Annotated in this window: 18 protein-coding genes; 17 read left to right on the plus strand and 1 reads right to left on the minus strand. The window is 31.5% G+C overall.

What is annotated here, in order from left to right:
* The first annotated feature begins 30 nt into the window (after positions 1–30).
* The 16 genes from atpA to K354_RS0102140 are packed head-to-tail and all read left to right on the plus strand — an operon-like array spanning position 31 to position 13415.
* The gene (atpA, locus tag K354_RS0102065; protein ID WP_024953853.1) at positions 31–1548 is read left to right on the plus strand and encodes a F0F1 ATP synthase subunit alpha; all 1518 of its coding nucleotides are present in this window, start codon (positions 31–33) and stop codon (positions 1546–1548) included.
* A gap of 10 nt (positions 1549–1558) precedes the next feature.
* Positions 1559–2443, plus strand: a complete 885-nt coding sequence (gene atpG, locus K354_RS0102070) for an ATP synthase F1 subunit gamma (RefSeq protein ID WP_024953854.1) — start codon at positions 1559–1561, stop codon at positions 2441–2443.
* Between the two features lie 33 nt (positions 2444–2476).
* Entirely contained in the window at positions 2477–3874 is a 1398-nt protein-coding gene (gene atpD / locus K354_RS0102075; protein WP_024953855.1) for a F0F1 ATP synthase subunit beta, read from the plus strand.
* A 32-nt stretch (positions 3875–3906) separates the two neighbouring features.
* Entirely contained in the window at positions 3907–4299 is a 393-nt protein-coding gene (gene atpC / locus K354_RS0102080) for an ATP synthase F1 subunit epsilon (RefSeq protein WP_024953856.1), read from the plus strand.
* Positions 4300–4308: 9 nt separating this feature from the next.
* A complete protein-coding gene (locus K354_RS0102085; RefSeq protein WP_024953857.1) occupies positions 4309–4911 on the plus strand; it encodes a MotA/TolQ/ExbB proton channel family protein in 603 nt (200 codons plus the stop codon).
* The gene (locus K354_RS0102090) at positions 4904–5296 is read left to right on the plus strand and encodes a biopolymer transporter ExbD (RefSeq protein ID WP_024953858.1); all 393 of its coding nucleotides are present in this window, start codon (positions 4904–4906) and stop codon (positions 5294–5296) included. The genes K354_RS0102085 and K354_RS0102090 overlap by 8 nt, the downstream gene beginning before the upstream one ends.
* Positions 5297–5299: 3 nt before the next feature.
* Entirely contained in the window at positions 5300–6061 is a 762-nt protein-coding gene (locus tag K354_RS14550; protein WP_024953859.1) for a TonB C-terminal domain-containing protein, read from the plus strand.
* 9 nt (positions 6062–6070) lie between these two features.
* Positions 6071–7339 (plus strand): Tol-Pal system protein TolB, encoded by a 1269-nt coding sequence (tolB, locus tag K354_RS0102100; RefSeq protein WP_024953860.1) that lies wholly within the window; start codon positions 6071–6073, stop codon positions 7337–7339.
* A 54-nt stretch (positions 7340–7393) separates the two neighbouring features.
* Positions 7394–7951, plus strand: a complete 558-nt coding sequence (locus tag K354_RS0102105; RefSeq protein ID WP_024953861.1) for an OmpA family protein — start codon at positions 7394–7396, stop codon at positions 7949–7951.
* Between the two features lie 12 nt (positions 7952–7963).
* On the plus strand, positions 7964–8866 hold the full coding sequence (locus K354_RS0102110) for a tetratricopeptide repeat protein (RefSeq protein ID WP_024953862.1): 903 nt from the start codon (positions 7964–7966) through the stop codon (positions 8864–8866).
* 60 nt (positions 8867–8926) lie between these two features.
* On the plus strand, positions 8927–9526 hold the full coding sequence (locus tag K354_RS0102115; protein WP_024953863.1) for an FKBP-type peptidyl-prolyl cis-trans isomerase: 600 nt from the start codon (positions 8927–8929) through the stop codon (positions 9524–9526).
* The gene (locus K354_RS0102120) at positions 9465–10283 is read left to right on the plus strand and encodes a sigma 54-interacting transcriptional regulator (RefSeq protein WP_245600553.1); all 819 of its coding nucleotides are present in this window, start codon (positions 9465–9467) and stop codon (positions 10281–10283) included. Before K354_RS0102115 ends, K354_RS0102120 begins: the two co-directional genes overlap by 62 nt.
* Before the next feature lie 10 nt (positions 10284–10293).
* Entirely contained in the window at positions 10294–11220 is a 927-nt protein-coding gene (gene fabD / locus K354_RS0102125) for an ACP S-malonyltransferase (protein ID WP_024953865.1), read from the plus strand.
* Positions 11217–11972, plus strand: a complete 756-nt coding sequence (locus K354_RS0102130) for a nitrilase-related carbon-nitrogen hydrolase (protein ID WP_024953866.1) — start codon at positions 11217–11219, stop codon at positions 11970–11972. The genes fabD and K354_RS0102130 overlap by 4 nt, the downstream gene beginning before the upstream one ends.
* Positions 11972–12667, plus strand: coding sequence for a 5'-methylthioadenosine/adenosylhomocysteine nucleosidase (locus K354_RS0102135; protein ID WP_024953867.1), 696 nt, complete (start codon positions 11972–11974; stop codon positions 12665–12667). The genes K354_RS0102130 and K354_RS0102135 overlap by 1 nt, the downstream gene beginning before the upstream one ends.
* Positions 12660–13415: a tRNA 2-thiocytidine biosynthesis TtcA family protein gene (locus tag K354_RS0102140; RefSeq protein WP_024953868.1), complete on the plus strand. Its 756-nt coding sequence runs from the start codon at positions 12660–12662 to the stop codon at positions 13413–13415. The genes K354_RS0102135 and K354_RS0102140 overlap by 8 nt, the downstream gene beginning before the upstream one ends.
* Here the strand turns inward: K354_RS0102140 and recO are convergent, their stop codons facing one another.
* Entirely contained in the window at positions 13416–14033 is a 618-nt protein-coding gene (recO, locus tag K354_RS0102145) for a recombination protein RecO (RefSeq protein ID WP_024953869.1), read from the minus strand.
* Between the two features lie 219 nt (positions 14034–14252).
* On the opposite strand from recO, the gene gltB reads away from it, so the two are divergent.
* The gene (gene gltB / locus K354_RS0102150) at positions 14253–18680 is read left to right on the plus strand and encodes a glutamate synthase large subunit (RefSeq protein ID WP_024953870.1); all 4428 of its coding nucleotides are present in this window, start codon (positions 14253–14255) and stop codon (positions 18678–18680) included.
* Positions 18681–18684 lie beyond the last annotated feature (4 nt).

Raw genomic sequence — 18684 nt, forward strand, 5'->3', positions numbered from 1 at the left:
TTAATAAAAAAGTATGGTAAGGAGCAATTTGTGGGAGCAAAAATGAAAGCTGACGAGATCAGTTCAATCATTAAAGAACGCATTGATAACTTCGAACTCAACGTTGATGTCGAAGAGACGGGTAAAGTTATTTCAGCTGCAGATGGTATTGCAAATGTTTATGGTTTAAACAACGTAATGGCTGGTGAAATGGTTGAGTTTGAAAATGGTGAAAGAGGTATGGCACTTAACTTAGAAGAGTCAAGTGTTGGTGTTGTTGTACTTGGTAGTAGTAATGATATCAAAGAAGGAACATCAGTTAAAAGATTAGGAAGACTACTTCGTGTTCCTGTTGGTGATGCACTAATAGGACGTGTTGTAAATTCTCTTGGTGATCCAATTGACTCAAAAGGTCCAATTGAAGCAACTGAGAGTAGATTTGTTGAAGAAAAAGCACATGGAATTATGGCAAGAAAGTCAGTTCATGAGCCACTTCAAACAGGTCTTAAAGCGATTGATGCACTTGTACCAATTGGTAGAGGTCAAAGAGAGCTTATTATTGGTGATAGACAAACAGGTAAAACTACAGTTGCAATCGATACAATTATTAACCAAAAAGGTCAAGATGTTGTATGTATTTATGTTGCGATTGGTCAAAAACAATCAACAGTAGCACAAGTTGTTAAAAAACTTGAAGAGCATGGAGCAATGGATTATACTATCATTGTAAATGCTGGTGCTTCTGATTCAGCTGCATTACAATACTTAGCACCATATGCTGGTGTTGCTATGGGTGAATATTTTAGAGATAATTCACGTCATGGACTTATTGTATATGATGATTTATCTAAACATGCTGTTGCATATCGTGAAATGTCACTTATTCTTAGACGTCCTCCAGGTCGTGAAGCATATCCTGGTGATGTTTTCTATCTTCACTCAAGACTTCTTGAGAGAGCTGCAAAAGTAAATGATGAGTTAGGTGGAGGTTCACTTACAGCTCTTCCTATTATTGAAACACAAGCTGGTGACGTTTCTGCGTATATTCCAACAAATGTTATTTCAATTACAGATGGTCAGATTTTCTTAGAATCAGATTTATTTAACTCAGGTATTCGCCCGGCAATTAACGTTGGTCTTTCAGTATCTCGTGTTGGTGGTTCTGCTCAAATTAAAGCTACAAAACAAGTTGCTGGTACACTTAGACTTGATCTTGCTCAATATCGTGAGCTTCAAGCGTTTGCACAATTTGCAAGTGATCTTGATGAATCAAGTAGAAAACAACTTGAGCGTGGTGAGAGAATGGTAGAAATACTTAAACAAGCTCAGTACTCTCCGCTTCCTGTTGAAAAACAAGTTACTATTATTTATGCTGGTGCAAGAGGTTTTCTTGATGATATTGAAGCAAATGAAGTAACACGTTTTGAAGCTGAGTTATATCCATTTATAGAAGCTAAGTACCCTGAAATTCTTGAACAAATTAGAAGCAAACAAAAATTAGATAAAGAAGTTGAAGATCTATTAGCTAAAGCATTGAATGAGTTTAAAGCAACGTTTGCAGTAAAGTAAGGATTAGACAATGTCAAATCTTAAAGAGATAAAAAGAAAAATCAAGAGTGTTGAGAACACTAAGAAAACAACAAGAGCAATGAAATTGGTTTCAACTGCGAAACTAAATCGTGCAAAATTGGCTGCACAACAGTCAAGAGTGTACGCAGATAAAATTAATGAAGTTTTGTCTGAAATTGCTTATAAAATTAACCAATATAAAATTGGTGGAATTGAGAGTCGTTTTTTTGATGAGATTAGTGCTCCTGAAAAAGTAGATATTGTTTTTGTTACTGCAGATAAAGGTTTATGTGGTGGTTTTAATATTCAAACTATTAAAGCTGTTAGTAAACTTATGGAAGAGTATAAAGACAAGAAAGTTAAAGTGCGTTTGAGAGGTGTTGGAAAAAAAGGTATGGCCTTTTTTAAATTTCAAGACATTGAACTTCATTCTGAATATGCAGGTGTAAGTTCAGCACCAACATATGAAAAAGCTCAAGAAATTATATCTGAAGCTATTGATGATTTTACAGCTGGAGTAACTGATAAAGTTATTTTAGTTCACAATGGTTATAAGAATATGATCGCACAAGAGTTAAAGATAAATAGTATTGTTCCGGTAAGTCCTCCAGTTGATTTTGAATCAAATTCAGAATCATTAATGGAACTAGAGCCTGAAGAAGATGAAACTATCTTAGAGTCTTTAATGAAAAAATATTTTGAATACAATATGTATTATTCACTTATTGATTCATTAGCAGCTGAGCACAGTGCAAGAATGCAAGCTATGGAAAACGCAACTAACAATGCAACTGATAGAGTTAATTTGTTAACACTAGCATATAATAAAGCTAGACAAGAGAGTATCACTACTGAGTTAATTGAGATTATCAGTGGTGTGGAATCAATGAAATAAAATGAAAAGCGAAATAATAAAGGAGAACGTTCTATGAATGGAATAATCAGCCAGATTATGGGTCCGGTTGTTGACGTCGATTTTGACGGCTACCTTCCACTGATCAACGAAGCTATTGAAGTTAATTATGAGGTTGAAGGTAAAGCACAAAAGCTAGTTTTAGAAGTAGCAGCACACCTTGGTGATAATCGTGTAAGAACAATTGCAATGGATATGAGTGAAGGTCTAACTCGTGGTATTACAGCAAAAGCACTTGGTGGACCAATTAAAGTTCCAGTAGGTAAAGAAGTTTTAGGTAGAATTTTTAATGTTATTGGTGATGTAATTGATGAAGGTGAAGCGGTAACGCCAACTGATACTTGGTCAATTCACAGAGATCCTCCATCATTTGAAGATCAAAGTACAAAAAGTGAAATTTTTGAAACAGGTATTAAAGTAGTTGATTTACTTGCTCCTTATGCTAAAGGTGGTAAAGTAGGACTATTTGGTGGTGCTGGTGTTGGTAAAACAGTTATTATTATGGAATTGATTCACAATGTTGCATTTAAACATAGTGGTTATTCTGTATTTGCTGGTGTTGGTGAAAGAACTCGTGAGGGTAATGATCTATATCACGAAATGAAAGATTCAAATGTACTGGACAAAGTTGCACTTTGTTATGGACAAATGAGTGAGCCTCCAGGAGCACGTAACCGTATTGCTCTTACAGGTCTTACAATGGCAGAATATTTCCGTGATGAAATGGGACTTGACGTTCTTATGTTTATTGATAATATTTTCCGTTTCTCTCAAAGTGGTGCAGAAATGTCAGCACTTCTTGGACGTATTCCTTCAGCGGTTGGTTATCAACCAACACTTGCTGGTGAAATGGGTAAATTCCAAGAGAGAATTACATCAACTAAAAAAGGTTCAATTACTTCTGTTCAAGCGGTATATGTACCTGCGGATGACTTGACAGATCCTGCTCCTGCAGCAGTTTTTGCTCATCTTGATGCAACAACAGTACTTAACCGTGCTATTGCTGAAAAAGGTATTTATCCTGCGGTTGATCCACTTGATTCGTCTTCACGTATGCTTGATCCACAAATTATTGGTCAAGATCATTATGAAGTGGCTCGTGGTGTACAATCTGTTCTTCAAAAGTATAAAGACTTACAAGATATTATTGCAATTCTTGGTATGGATGAGCTTAGTGAAGAAGATAAAGTTGTAGTTGATCGTGCAAGAAAAATTGAAAGATTCCTTTCTCAACCATTCTTCGTTGCAGAAGTATTTACAGGAAGCCCTGGTAAATATGTAAGTCTTGAAGAGTCAATTGCTGGCTTTAAGGGTATATTAGATGGTAAGTATGACGATCTTCCAGAAGCAGCATTTTATATGTCTGGTGGAATCGAAGAGGTTCTTGAAAAAGCAGAAAAACTTAAAAGCTAGGCTTAAAAGTAAATAAGCTTTAAGGGAATAAAATGGATACATTAAAATTAGAAATTGTAACTCCAGAGGGCCAAATCTTTTCAAATGATGTAAAAGATGTAACTCTTCCAGGTAGTGAAGGTGAGTTTGGAGTTTATCCAGGCCACGCTTCACTGGTTTCTTTGTTACAAGCTGGTGTAATTGATATCGAATTAGGCGATGGAAAACACGAAATTGTTGCGATTAATTGGGGTCATGCAAAAGTTGATGAAAACTCTGTTACAGTTCTAGCAGATGGAGCTGTTTCAGTAGGTGGTAATAGTGAAGGTGAAATTGCTCGATCTCTTGAAAATGCTCAAAAGCTAATCGAGAGTATGAGTGATTCAGATGTTGCTATTGCAACTGCAACTGCGAAGATTGAATCTATCGCAAAATCAGGGAGATAAGTGTAATAGATGGAAGGCATAGATATACTTTTAAACTACCTCAGTAGAAGTAGTTTTGTTACTTTTTTTGTATTAGGATGGTTATCGATATATATTATTGTTACTTTTGGAGTCCTATTTAGTAGATATATGTACCTTTCAAATTGGCTTTCTCGTGAAAAACAATCATTAGAAGCTATGCTTATGGGTGCTAAAAATGTTAGAAATGATTCAATATTGAAAAAATGTTCTAGCAAATTTGGCACAAATGAAAAACTTTTAAATGTTTGTAAAAGTGTAGCTGAAAAAAATGCAACACAAAATTTGTGGATGTTATCTATGATAGCATCTACATCTCCTTTTATTGGACTTTTTGGAACTGTTGTATCAATTCTTGAAACATTTAGTGGATTAGGGCAAGGTGAAGGTGGAGCATCTCTTAGTATAATAGCTCCTGCAATTAGTGAAGCTTTAATAGCAACTGCAGCTGGAATATTTGTAGCAATTCCCGCTTATAGTGCAAATCTTTTTATTAAAAGAAAAGCTTATGAAGTTGTTACTTATATTCATAGAGAAGCAGAATTGTTACTCTCTATAAGTGATAATAAAGAAAAAGAAACTCAAGATGTATGATTGGGAAGAAACTCCTGATTTAAATATAACACCATTAGTAGATATTATGCTAGTTTTGTTAGCAATACTAATGGTAACTACACCAGCATTGGTTTATGAAGAGAAAATTAATCTTCCAGATGGAACAAAATCACACGTAGTACAAAAAATCCCAGAAATTGAATTACGTATTACTAAAAACAGAAAAGTTTATTATAAAAATAGTAGTTTTACTATGAGTGAATTTCCTGATAATTTTGTTTTGATAAGTCAAAAACACCCATTAGATACAACTATAGTATACATTAAAGCAGATGAATCACTACAGTATAAGGATGTTATGTTTGTATTAAAAAGTGTAAAAGAAGTAGGTTTCACAAAAGTTTCATTAGAAACCAACGGGTAATTAATGCCTAGTACTTCAAACTCCAGTATAGTGGGATGGACACTATCTTTTATTCTCTATTTTATTTTTTTATCAATAGGTATATATGTACTTCAAAGCCATAATATAAAAAATCAAAAATATACAGCAAGCAAAAAAAATCTTTTAAATGTAACGTTGGTAGATAGAAAAAACAAAAAAACTATTAAAAAGAAAAAACAAAAAGTTGTAAAGAAAAAAAATACAGTTGATAAACCAAAACCAGTTGAAAAGAAAAAAACTATTAGATCTACAAAGAAAGCGTCAATACCAAAAACAGATTTGAGCAAACTTTTTGGAAAAATTGATGTAGATAAAATTCCTGAAGAGACTCAAAAAAGAAAAAAAGAGATAAGAAAAAAGATTGTAAAAAAAGAAATAGAAGAAGTAGAAAAAGTAGATAAAGCAAAAAACATTACAAAACATTTAGAATTTGATCAGCAAGAAAACTTAGTGATAACTCAAAAAGATGGTATATATGATGAATTTAGAGGTAAAATATCTGACATATTAGATAGTAATTGGCAACAAACAATCAATACAGTTTCAGGTAATAAAGCAGATGTTATTATAAGTATAGATAAATTAGGAAATTTTAGTTATAAAATAGAAACTTTGTCATATAATGATGCTTTTAATGCAAAACTTCGAAATTTTCTCGAAGAGATGCGTGATGTTAGATTTCCACCTTTTACAAAAGGTGAAATATTTAATATGAAAGTAGTTTTCAAAGACATATTGGAGTAAGTAAAAATGATTAAAAAAATATTAATGATAGTTCTAGTTAGCTGTTCTCTTTTTGCATATGATGCAACTGTTGAGATAGTAAAGAAAATGGATAAATTGCCAAAAATAGCATTACAAGATGCTAGCGAATCTAGTGTAGATCTTTCTTTTAGAAAAAAGTTTTTTAAAATATTGGTAGGTGATTTAAGAGTAAGTAGTCATTTTAATGTAGTAGATGAATATTTACAAAGCTCTTATAAAGGAAATCTTGAAGAGAATTTTTTAAATGAATTAAATTTAGATTTGATATTGAGATACAGGATTTTATTTGAATATGATGGTATTGTAATTGCTGAAGTTAAAGTAATTAATGCAAAAACAGGTCAAGTTGATAGTGAAAGAACATACAAAATATCAAAGCATAATAGATATCCACTTTTAGCTCATAATATAGCAGTAGAATTAAATGCAAAAATAGGAGCTCCTAGTATAAAATGGATGGATCAGTATGTGATCTTTGCAAAATATATAGGCAGTAAAAAAAGTGAAATTATCATATCTGACTATACATTAAGTTTTCAACAAACAGTTGTAAAGGGTGGGCTTAATATTTTTCCTAAGTGGGCAAATAAAGCACAAAATGCATTTTACTATACATCATATAATGGAAACAAACCAACATTATATAAAGTAGATGTAAGAAGCGGAAAACGAAAAAGAATACTTTCAAGTCCAGGTATGTTAGTTTGTTCAGATGTATCAGCTGATGGAGACAAACTTTTATTAACAATGGCACCAAATGATCAAGCAGATATTTATGTATATGATATAAATAGAAAAAATTTAGAAAAAATAACATCATATAGTGGTATAGATGTAAATGGTAATTTTATTGATAATGATAAAAGGGTAGTGTTTGTTTCAGATAGGCTAGGTTATCCTAATATATTTGCACAACAAATAGGAAGTAGAAGTGTTGAACAAATGGTTTATCATGGAAAAAATAATAATTCAGTTTCTGCAATTGATAATTATATAGTTTATTCTAGTAGAGAAAAATCTAGTGAATTTGGTCCAAAAACTTTTAATCTTTATCTTATTTCAACAAAGACGGATTATATTCGTCAACTTACTGCAACAGGTAAAAATCTTTATCCAAGGTTTGCAGATGATTCAGAAACAATTATGTTTATTAAATATTATAATAATCAAAGTGCTTTAGGTTTAATAAGGTTAAATGCAAATAAAAGTTATCATTTTCCTTTAAAAGTGGGAAAAATACAGTCTATTGATTGGTAATTTAAGAAAAAGATGATAAACTAACGACAAATTAATACAAATAAAGGGGTAGAGATGAAAAAAATATTGCTTATTAGCTTAACGATTGCTATGTTTATTTTTAGTGGATGTAGTCAAAAAAATCCAGAGGTTGATGCAACGAGTAATTCTTCAGGAGTAAGTACTGCTGATAAAAAAGCTGATGATATTTCAGGTATGGATACTGATAAAATGGCTTCTAATGGTATGTCAAAAAATGCAACTGCAGTAGAAAAAGCAATAGCAAAACTTGAGTCAAATGTAAATAAGATTTATTTTGATTTTGATAAATATGACATTCGTCCTGATATGAAAAGTAAAATAGAAGCAAACGCTGTTCTTTTAACTACAATGGATGCTAAAAACTTTTCAATCAAAGTAGAAGGAAATTGTGATGAATGGGGTACTGATGAGTATAACTATGCATTAGGATTAAAAAGAGCTAAAAGCGTAAAAGAATCTTTAGCAGCTTATGGTGTTGATAAAGAGCGTATAATGGTAGTTAGTTTTGGTGAGAGTAACCCAACATGTAAAGAGAGTAATAAAGCTTGTTGGAATCAAAATAGAAGAGCAGAATTTAAGCTTTTACCATAATAAAACCTTTCAATGAAAAAAATTAGTATAATATGGCTAATAGCGATTAATTCGCTATTAGCTTCTGAACCTTCTGCATATGGTGCTGGTAATTTAGATAGTGCTAATCCTTATGGCTTGACTTCAAGTGAGAAGTATATTCTTAAAAACAAAGAAAAAGTAAAAAATTTAGCACAAGGTGTTGGTAGTGTAAAAATTCAATTATCTCAGATAAATGAAAATTATGAAGGACTACGCTCAGTCATCGAATCATTTGGTTCTAAAATATCTAAAATTGATCAAAGATTGAGAAATCTTGATGAAAATGATAAATCAATGGGTGATTCATTTGCAACTTTACAACAAGAAGTTACTGATTTGAAAGAATATGTAAACGAAAGTAGACAACTTCAAGATACTAATCAAGAAAAAATCAAGTTAGTACTTGGAGAATTAAGTTCCCTCATAGACTCAATAAATAATAATTATGTTTCAAAAGAATCTTTTTTAGCACTTGAAAATAGAGTAAAGAACATAGAATCTAAAATGGAACAAAAAGCAAGTATAAAAAAAGTTGCTGCAGTTTCTAAAAAAAGTGGTGCAGAGCTTCTTAAAGAAGGAATGAGTTTTTTTAAGAAAAAATCTTATAATGAGTCAAAAATAAGATTTACTAAACTTCTTGAAAAAGGATATAAACCAGCAAGAAGTAACTATTTTTTAGGTGAAATTGCATATTTTCAAAATTCGTATAAAACTGCTATTAAACATTACAAAAAAAGTATATCTTTATACGATAAGGCTGATTATATTCCTACGCTTCTATATCATACGGGGATATCTTTTAGTAAGTTAAAAGAAAATAATCAAGCAAAACAATTTTTTGATGCCTTAAAACAAGGTTATCCAAATTCGAAAGAAGCTAAATCTTTGAACTAAGAGTTCATAAATACTCATTATGGTATAATCCTTCGTTTTAAATAAACAAGGAGAAACTTTATGGCAATAATTGACAATCAAGTCGTTTCAATTAATTATGAATTGAAAGATGTTGCTAGTGGAGAAGTTATAGATAGTAATCTAGAGGCTGCTCCATTATCATTTATCGTAGGTAAAGGCCAAATAATACCTGGTCTAGAAAACGAGATAAAAAATTTATCGCAAGGTGATACTGCTGACATTAATGTATCTGCAAAAGATGGATATGGTGAATATGATGATTCAGCAATACAATCTCTTCCTAAAGAACAATTTGCAGGATTAGAATTAACTGAAGGTATGACTCTTTACGGACAAGGTGAAGATGGTGGTACGGTTCAAGTAGTAGTTAAAAGCTTTGATGAAGAACAAGTTCATGTAGATTTTAATCACCCATTAGCAGGAAAAGATTTACTTTTTTCAATTAGTATTACAGAAGTACGTGAAGCTACTGAAGAAGAGTTAGCTAACGGATTTGTTGGTGCTCCTGCAGGTGGAGGATGTGGATGTGGTTCTAGCGCTGGTGATAGTTGTTGTTCTACTGACAAAGCAGATGATCATGAGTGTTGTGGTGGTGAACATCACGAAAAAGATGGTAGTGGATGTTGTGGATCACACTAGTTATATAGCCAAATCAAGAGCCTCATTAGAGGCTCTTAAATCGGCTAATCTTTTAAAAAGTCTTAATCTTAGTGCTCTTATTTTAGGTGAGAGTGGAACTGGAAAACAGACTCTAGCAAAGTTTATACTTCCTGAGGCCAATATAGTTGATGCTGATGGTGATATTCAAGAATTACTTGCATTTATAGATATTTCTGATACGCTTATTATAAAAAATTTTGATAAAATAAATAATTATCCAAAAGTAAAATCAGCAATAGAATTAAATAATACAAGAGTTATTGCAACTTCAAAAGTTGAATTATCAGAAAAAGTTTCTGATGATTTTTTTAGTCTTAAAATAACTCTTTCTCCATTGTCTCAAAGAGAAGAAGATATTTTACCACTTGCACAAAAGTTTTTTGAAGAAGTATCGGGATTTTTTGGAAATGAGAATAGTAATGATATATCTTTAAAAGATTTAAATTTTGATTTATCAAATAATTGTTACTCACTGAGAAAATCTGTTTATCTTAAATATCTTGTGAATTCACTAAGTGAAGAAGGTGTGATGGATGTTATGGAAGAGTTTTTATTAAAAAAACTTGGTGGAAGAAATGATTATAGAGAACAGCTTTATCTTTTTGATGTTCCTATGTTAAGAAGTGGTTTTAAAAAGTTTCATTCACAACTTAATATGAGTGAAAAATTTGGCCTCAATAGAAATACTCTTAGAAAAAAAATCAATGACTACAAAGATAAATATAAATTAAATTAGGACCATATATATGAAAAAAAATATTTTTATTTTTCCAGGACAAGGAAGTCAAAACTTTGGTATGGGAAAAGATTTTTATGATAACGATGCACTTGCACGTGAAATGATAGATAAAGCAAGCCAAAGATTAGATTTAGATTTTACTAAACTTTTATTTGAAGAAAATGATAGGCTTGAACTTACCGAGTTTACTCAACCTGCAATTTTGCTAGTAAGTACAGTTGCTCACGCACTTTTTATAAAAAGTTATAAAGAAGCACCATTAATGGCATTGGGACATTCTCTTGGAGAGTTTTCTGCACTTAGTGCTGTTGGTGCAATTGATTATTTAGATGCCGTAGAGTTAGTTCATAAACGTGGACTTTTTATGAAAGAAGCTTGTGAAAATATCAATGCTGGTATGATGGCACTTATTGGGTTAAGTGATGATAAAGTAGAAGATATTACAACTGCACAAAGAGAATTAGGTAAAAAAGTATGGGCTGCAAATTATAACTGTGATGGACAAATCGTAGTTGCTGGTGATAAAGATGATTTAGCTTCTTTAGAAAATACTTTTAAAGAAGAGGGTGCAAAAAGAGCATTACTTTTAAATATGTCTGTTGCAAGTCATTGCCCTCTTTTACAAAGTGCTATTGCTCCTTTAGGAGAGTATCTTAATAACTTTATAAAAGATGATTTTTTAGCTCCAGTAGTATCCAATGTAACAGCTAATTTATATAGTTCTAAAAAAGAAGCATTAGAGCTTTTATCTAACCAGCTAATAAAACCGGTGAAATATAAACAATCAATAGAAAACGTAGAAGCTAATGCTGATAGATTTATTGAATTTGGTGCAACAGTTTTAAAAGGTTTAAATAGACGTTCAACAAAAAAACCAACACTATGTATAACTGATATGGAAAGTTTAGAAAAGGTATTAAGCGAATTATCATGAATATAACACTTGTTCAAAATACTCCAAAACTAAAAAAAATGAGCTTTGATAAGTTTCAAGAAGAACTTCAAAAAATTGATGGTGATTTAATTGTTTTTCCTGAATTAGCTTTAAATGGATATTTGTTAAAAGATGCTGTTTTTGAAGATGCTTATAGTTTAGAAGAAATCGAAAAATTTGCAACATTGAGTACAAAACAAGACATTGTTTTTGGTTGTGTTTTAAAGTGTGATCATAAAATATATAATAGTGCAGTATATTGTAGTGGTGGAAAAGTATTACATGTACATCACAAAAATATTTTGCCAAATTATGGACTTTTTCAAGAAGCTCGTTTCTTTTTTGAAGGAGAAGAGTTAAAAAGTTTTGAAACAAATTATGGTGAAGTGATGGTTGTAATTTGTGAAGAGATGTTTTCAGCAAAAGTAATAGAACAAATTGCTGCAACAAAACCACAGCTTGTTATTGTTCTTTCTAATTCACCTGCTCGTGGTTTTGAAGATGATAAACTTTTAATTGAGCATCAATGGAATTCTCTTTTAAGTACAAGTGCAATTCTCTCAGGAGCAAATGTAGTATTTGTTAATCGAGTAGGATTTGAAGATGGACTTGGTTTTTGGGGTGGCAGTCGTCATATAAATCCAAAAGGCGAAATTATAAAAAAAGCAAAACTTTTTGAAAATGAACTTTTACATGTAGAGATAGATAAACATATCTCTAAAACACAAAAATATTTATTGAGGATAAAATAATGAAAATAGCTATAATGGGTGCAATGCCTGAAGAAGTTGAACCACTTTTAAAATTTTTTGGTGAGTATGAAACTATAAAATATGCAAATAATAACTACTATAAAGTAAATTATAAAAACAGCGAAATTGTTATTGCTTATAGTAAAATTGGTAAGGTAAATTCAACTATAACAGCATCAACTATGATACAAAAATTTGGCTGTGAAAAATTACTTTTTAGTGGAGTTGCCGGTGCAGTAAGTCCTGATTTGAAAGTTGGTGATTTAGTAGTTGCTACGAAATTAGGACAGCATGATTTAGATATTAGTGCTTTTGGGCATCCTTATGGATTTGTTCCTGAAGGAGCAGTATATGAAGAAACTGATAAAGATTTAATACAAATTGCTAAAAGTGTTGCAAAAGAAAAAAGTTTAGATTTAAAAGAAGGCATTATCGTAACAGGAGATCAATTTGTATGTGATAACGAGAGAAAAGAGTGGATAGCTAAAACTTTTCAAGCTGATGCATTAGAAATGGAAGGAGCTTCAGTTGCCCTTACATGTAACGCTTTAAATGTTCCCGTTTTTATTCTTCGTGCTATTAGTGATGCAGCTGATATGGATGCTAGTTTTAGTTTTGATGAGTTTATGATTAGTTCTGCTAAAATAAGTGCGGATTTTGTTATAACGATGATAGATAAGATAATTGATGCTTGATATTAGTAAAAAACTTTTAAGAACAACAGGTCGTACAGTCATGAAATATGACCTCATAAAAGAAGGTGATAAAATACTTCTTGGGCTTAGTGGAGGAAAAGACTCTTTAACACTTGCCCATACACTTAAACATTTACAACGTGTTTCTCCAATAAAATTTGAATTTAAAGCAGTTACTATTGCGTATGGTATGGGTGAAGATTTAGAAGCATTAAAAGAACATTGTAAAAAGTATGAGATTGACCATGCGGTTCATGATACTAAAATTTTTGAACTTTCAAAAGAAAAAATAAGAAAAAATTCTTCATTTTGTAGTTTCTTTTCTCGTATGAGAAGAGGCGCATTATATACATATGCAAAAGATAATGGATATGAAAAGCTGGCCTTAGCTCATCATTTAGATGATGCCGTAGAGAGTTTTTTTATGAACTTTAGTTATAACGGAGCACTTCGCTCAATGCCACCTGTTTATAAAGCAGAAAATGGGTTAGAAGTTATTAGACCTTTTATACATGTAAGAGAAAGACAACTTCGTGATCAAGCGACTGAGCATGATATGCCTATTATTGGTGATGAAGCTTGTCCTGCTATGAGGTTTGATATAAAAATGCCTGTAGCCCGTGCTAAAACAAAAGAGATGTTAGCAAAAATGGAAGAAGAAAATAATGAACTTTTTGTATCTCTTAAAACTGCATTTGAAAATATCAATGTGTCAAGTTTTTCCCAAGAAGAGTATTTGGAGAGGTAATTATAACCCCTCCATCATTATTTTCCACAATCTAGCTATATCTTTATCATTTATAAATAAACTATTTTTTGTTTGAAACAGTTCTTCAATTTGTAAACGTTCAAATGTTTCTGACCATACACATTTTTCATGAGCAGGTAGAAAACCTCTTATAAGTGCTGGATTCTCTTCTATAGACATTTCACAGTTAAAGCATATAAATTCATCATGTAACCTTCCTTCGTACTCTAGAAGCTTTATATATGCTTCTATAGCTACTCTTTTAGGATTTTGGGTGTGCCATTTTTCACTACAATTATCTAAAAGATTAAAATAAAAATCATGAATATCATCTACATCTTTGAGATGCAAAAATATCAATTTTATAAAAGCTTGCCAAATAAACATACGATCATGTTCAGTATTCCATTTATTGGCTAAGTGTAGAACATCTCTTAATTGGGGGATATTAGATTTTATAGAAGACTTTGATTCAAAGTCAATTTTATACCCAAGATTGATATGGGAGTGTCTTGCTCCATAAAATCTATATAGTGTCAAAATATTGTTTTTTGTTAAAACAGTAACAATAAGATCTTCATCTTTTGCTCTGTTAAAGTTAATAATATATCCTTGCATAAGGTATTTTATCGGGTAAATATAAAAATAATATTAATTATAAATAGTAGTTAAATAAAAAAGATTTATAATTAATTTGTTTTTAACATTATTTATGATATATGGAATCATTTAAACCCTATTATTCAGCCTTTAATCAAAATAAAAGAAAATTTTTAGTATGCTAGTGAACTTTTAACTGACAAAAATGAAAATTATAGATACAAAGGGGAGAGTTGCATGAGAGATCTTATAACTAATTATAAAGATAATTGCGGTTTTGGATTATTAGCAAATATAAATAATATACCAACTCATGATAATGTAGAGGATGCAATACAAGCATTAGAAAGAATGATGCATAGAGGGGCAGTTGCAGCAGATGGGAAAACGGGTGATGGTAGTGGACTGTTATTTTCTCTTCCTACGGAATTTATGAAAAAAGAAGCAAAAGTATTAGGAGTAGATTTACCTAAACAGTTTGCTGTTTCTATGGTTTTTTTACAAAATGATAAACAAAAAAGAGTTTTTGAAGAGATTTGTGAGAAAAATGATTTAAAAGTGGTTCTTTATAGAGATGTTCCTATCAATATAAAAGCCCTTGGAAAACAAGCGTTGGATTCTCTCCCTGAAATTGTTCAGATTTTTGTAACGCCTTCATCATTAATTGCAACAAAAAGATTTGAAGCACTTTTATATTTGACACGAAGGGAGATTGATGCTGCTCTTAAAGAAGATAAAGATTTTTATATTTCATCTTTTTCAAATAAGGTTGTTTCATATAAAGGCTTAATAATGCCAACACATATTAAGACTTTTTATTTAGATCTTAGTGATAAAGATTTTAAAACAACATTTGCTCTTTTTCATCAAAGATTTTCAACAAATACTTTACCTCAATGGAAACTAGCACAACCATTTCGCTCAATTGCTCATAATGGTGAGATAAACTCTATAGAATCAAATAGATTCCATACAAAGATGAAAAGTGAATGCTTAAAAAGTGGTGTTTATTCTGATAAAGAGTTAGCAAAACTTCTTCCTATAACAGATAATGATAGAAGTGATAGTGCTAGTTTGGATAATGTATTTGAATTTATGATTACTAATGGATATGACTTTTTTAAAGCAGCACGTACATTGATTCAAGCTCCTTGGCAGAACTCTCCTCATATGGATTCTGATTTAAGAGCATTTTATGAGTATGCAAGTATCAGTTTTGAGCCATGGGATGGACCAGCTGCAGTTTCAATGACAGATGGAAGATACATAGGCTGTATATTAGATAGAAATGGTTTGCGTCCAGCAAAGTATGTTATCACTAAGGATGAACGTATTATTATTTCTAGTGAATATGGGGTTATAGATATTGAAGAAGAAAATATACTAGAGCGTGGCAGATTACAAAGTGGACAGATGATAGGGATAGATCTTAAGTTTGGTAAGGTTATGAAAAGTAATGAGATTGATGATTATTTAAAAAGCTCAAATAGATATGCTGATTGGTTAAATAATAACTTAGTTTATCTTCAAGAGTTTGTTGAAATTCCTTTTTCAGAAACAAGTGACTATAAAAGAGATAAATTAGTGTATGAGCAGAGATTTTTTAACGTAACTCAAGAAGTTAAAGATATGGTTCTTACTCCAATGTTAAAAGATGGGAAAGAGGGTGTTGGTTCTATGGGCGATGATACACCTATGGCAGCATTTAGTAGTAAGCAGAGAAATTTTAGTGATTATTTTAAACAAAAATTTGCACAAGTAACCAATCCTCCAATTGATCCAATTCGTGAAAAAGTTGTCATGAGTTTAACTGCAGGTTTTGGAGAAATGCGAAATATTCTTGATGAATCCAGTGAACATGCAAAACGAATAAAATCAATATCACCAATTTTAATGCAAGAAAAATTAGAAGTTCTTATGTCGTTTGGAGACCCTAGTAAACCAAGATACAGTGATGATTATAAACAAAAAGTTTTTTCAACTCTTTTTGAAGATAATTTAAAAGGTTCACTTGAAGATTTAGTTTATGATGTAATTGACTCAGTTAAAAATCAAAAGATTAAAAATATATTTTTAGATGATAGAGGTATGAATAATCGATTAAAACCAATACCAATGTTAATGGTTATGGGAAGACTAAATCAGGCCCTATTACAAGAGGGTATAAGGCACAAAGCATCAATTATTGCAATTAGTGGTGAGATTTTTGATTCTCACTCTTGTGCAACTCTTATTGGATTTGGTGCAAGTGCTGTTTATCCTTATATCCTTTATGCTAGTGCTTTAGAAGAGTGTAAAAATATGGAGATGACATCATATGAGACAAAAACGGCTCTTAAAAATGTAAATTCTGCACTCAATCAAGGTTTATTGAAGATTATGTCAAAAATGGGTATTGCTACGCTAGCATCTTATAGAAGCTCATCTTTATTTGATTGTCTTGGTCTTTCAAATGAAATAATAGAAGATTGTTTTTGCGATTCGTATGGAATGATTCCTGGTCTTGGATATGATGATATTGAAGAGAGATTAAAAATAAATCATCAAAAAGCTTATGAACTAGATTTAACAAAAAAACTGTTTCCTCTAGAAATAGGTGGTTTTTATAAACATATAGATGGAAGTGAATTTCATGATTTTGAACCAGCAGTTGTTCATGCTATACATAAACTTTCTTCGACCGGTGAAAAAGAGGACTATGATTGTTATAAAAATTTAGTTAATGGTAGAGGATTAAAGTTTATCCGTGACTTTTTTGATCTTAAGAGTGATAGAAAACCAATAGATATTTCTTTAGTAGAATCTAAAGAAGAAATTTTTAAAAGATTTGCAAGTGCAGCTATGAGTTTAGGTTCTATTTCTCCTGAAGCACATGAAGCATTAGCAGAAGCAATGAATAAAATAGGCGGTATGAGTAACTCTGGGGAAGGAGGAGAGTCTCCTGAGCGATTAAAAACAAATAAAATTTCTAAAATTAAGCAAGTAGCATCAGGACGTTTTGGTGTTACTCCAGAGTATTTAAGAAGTGCTACAGAAATTCAAATAAAAGTAGCGCAAGGGGCAAAACCTGGTGAAGGTGGACAGCTTCCAGGATACAAAGTTACTCCACTTATTGCAAGTCTTCGTTATACTATACCAGGAGTTACACTTATTTCTCCTCCTCCTCATCATGATATATATTCAATTGAGGATTTAGCACAATTAATTTATGATTTAAAACAAGTAAATCCTGAAGCTATTATAACAGTTAAATTAGTTTCAACTGCTGGTGTTGGAACAATCGCAGCGGGTGTTGCTAAAGCGTATGCAGATAAGATTATTATCTCAGGTGGTGATGGTGGAACGGGAGCTGCTCCACTTACTTCTATTAAGTTTGCAGGAAATCCATGGGAGTTAGGTTTAAGTGAAGCGCATAATGCTTTAAAAGCAAATCATTTAAGAGATTCTGTTCATGTGCAAACTGATGGTGGTTTAAAAACAGGACTAGATGTTGTAAAAGCAGCACTTCTTGGTGCTGAGAGTTATGCTTTTGGTACGGTAGCTCTTACGGTCATTGGCTGTAAGATACTAAGAATTTGTCATCAAAACAGATGTAGTGTTGGGGTGGCAACTCAAGATAAAAAATTAAGAGAACATTTTGTTGGTACTGTTGATAAAATCGTTAATTTTTTTACATTGGTAGCGGAAGATGTTCGCGAAATCTTAGCTGAACTTGGATATGAAAGTTTAGAAGAAATTATTGGTAGAAGTGACTTTTTAAATGTAAAAGATGATGAGTTTGCAAAGAAGTTTGACTTTTCTTCTGTTTTAATGAATATTGATGGTATTAACACTTGTAGAAAAAGCTCAAATGACCCATTTGATCCAAATGATTATGAACATGGAATTTTGAAAGAGATTTATAAAGTCATTGAAAATCCAGAGGAAAAAATAGTAATACGCAAAAAAATTCAAAACACAAATAGAAGTTTTGGAGCACTTGTAAGTGGTGAAATTGCAAAATATTATGGGAACAAAGGTTTAGCAGAGGATAGTATTAAATTTGAACTTAGCGGGGTTGCTGGACAATCATTTGGAGCATTTTTAGCGAATGGTATTAAAATAAGATTATACGGAACTGCGAATGATTATATAGGTAAAGGAATGAATGGCGGAAAGATAGTTATTATTCCAAAATATCAAAAAAATGGTTATACAAGTGGTGGTAACACATGTTTATATGGGGCAACTGGAGGAAAACTTTTTATAGCTGGTGAAGTAGGTGAAAGGTTTTGTGTAAGAAATTCAGGAGCGACTACAGTGGTAGAAGGAACAGGTGATCATGCTTGTGAATACATGACAGGTGGTGTTGTTACTATTTTAGGAAATACTGGTGTAAATTTTGGTGCTGGTATGACAGGTGGTATTGCTTTTGTATATGATATGAGTCATGATTTTATTGATAAACTTAATCAAGAGTTAGTTGTTGCTGAAAGAATTGATACTGATGATATGGATGAAGCAAGACACTTCTTAAAAAGATTATTAAGAGCACATGTGAATGAAACTGAAAGTAAAAAAGCTATTTACATACTAGAAAACTTTCGTCATGCCGTAAGAAATTTTTGGATTGTTCGTCCAAAAGATATGACTAAAACACCGTTGAATCCAGATGAGGGAGATTAAGATT

The sequence above is a fragment of the Sulfurospirillum arcachonense DSM 9755 genome (genome assembly GCF_000597725.1).
GTDB classification, from domain to species: domain Bacteria; phylum Campylobacterota; class Campylobacteria; order Campylobacterales; family Sulfurospirillaceae; genus Sulfurospirillum_A; species Sulfurospirillum_A arcachonense.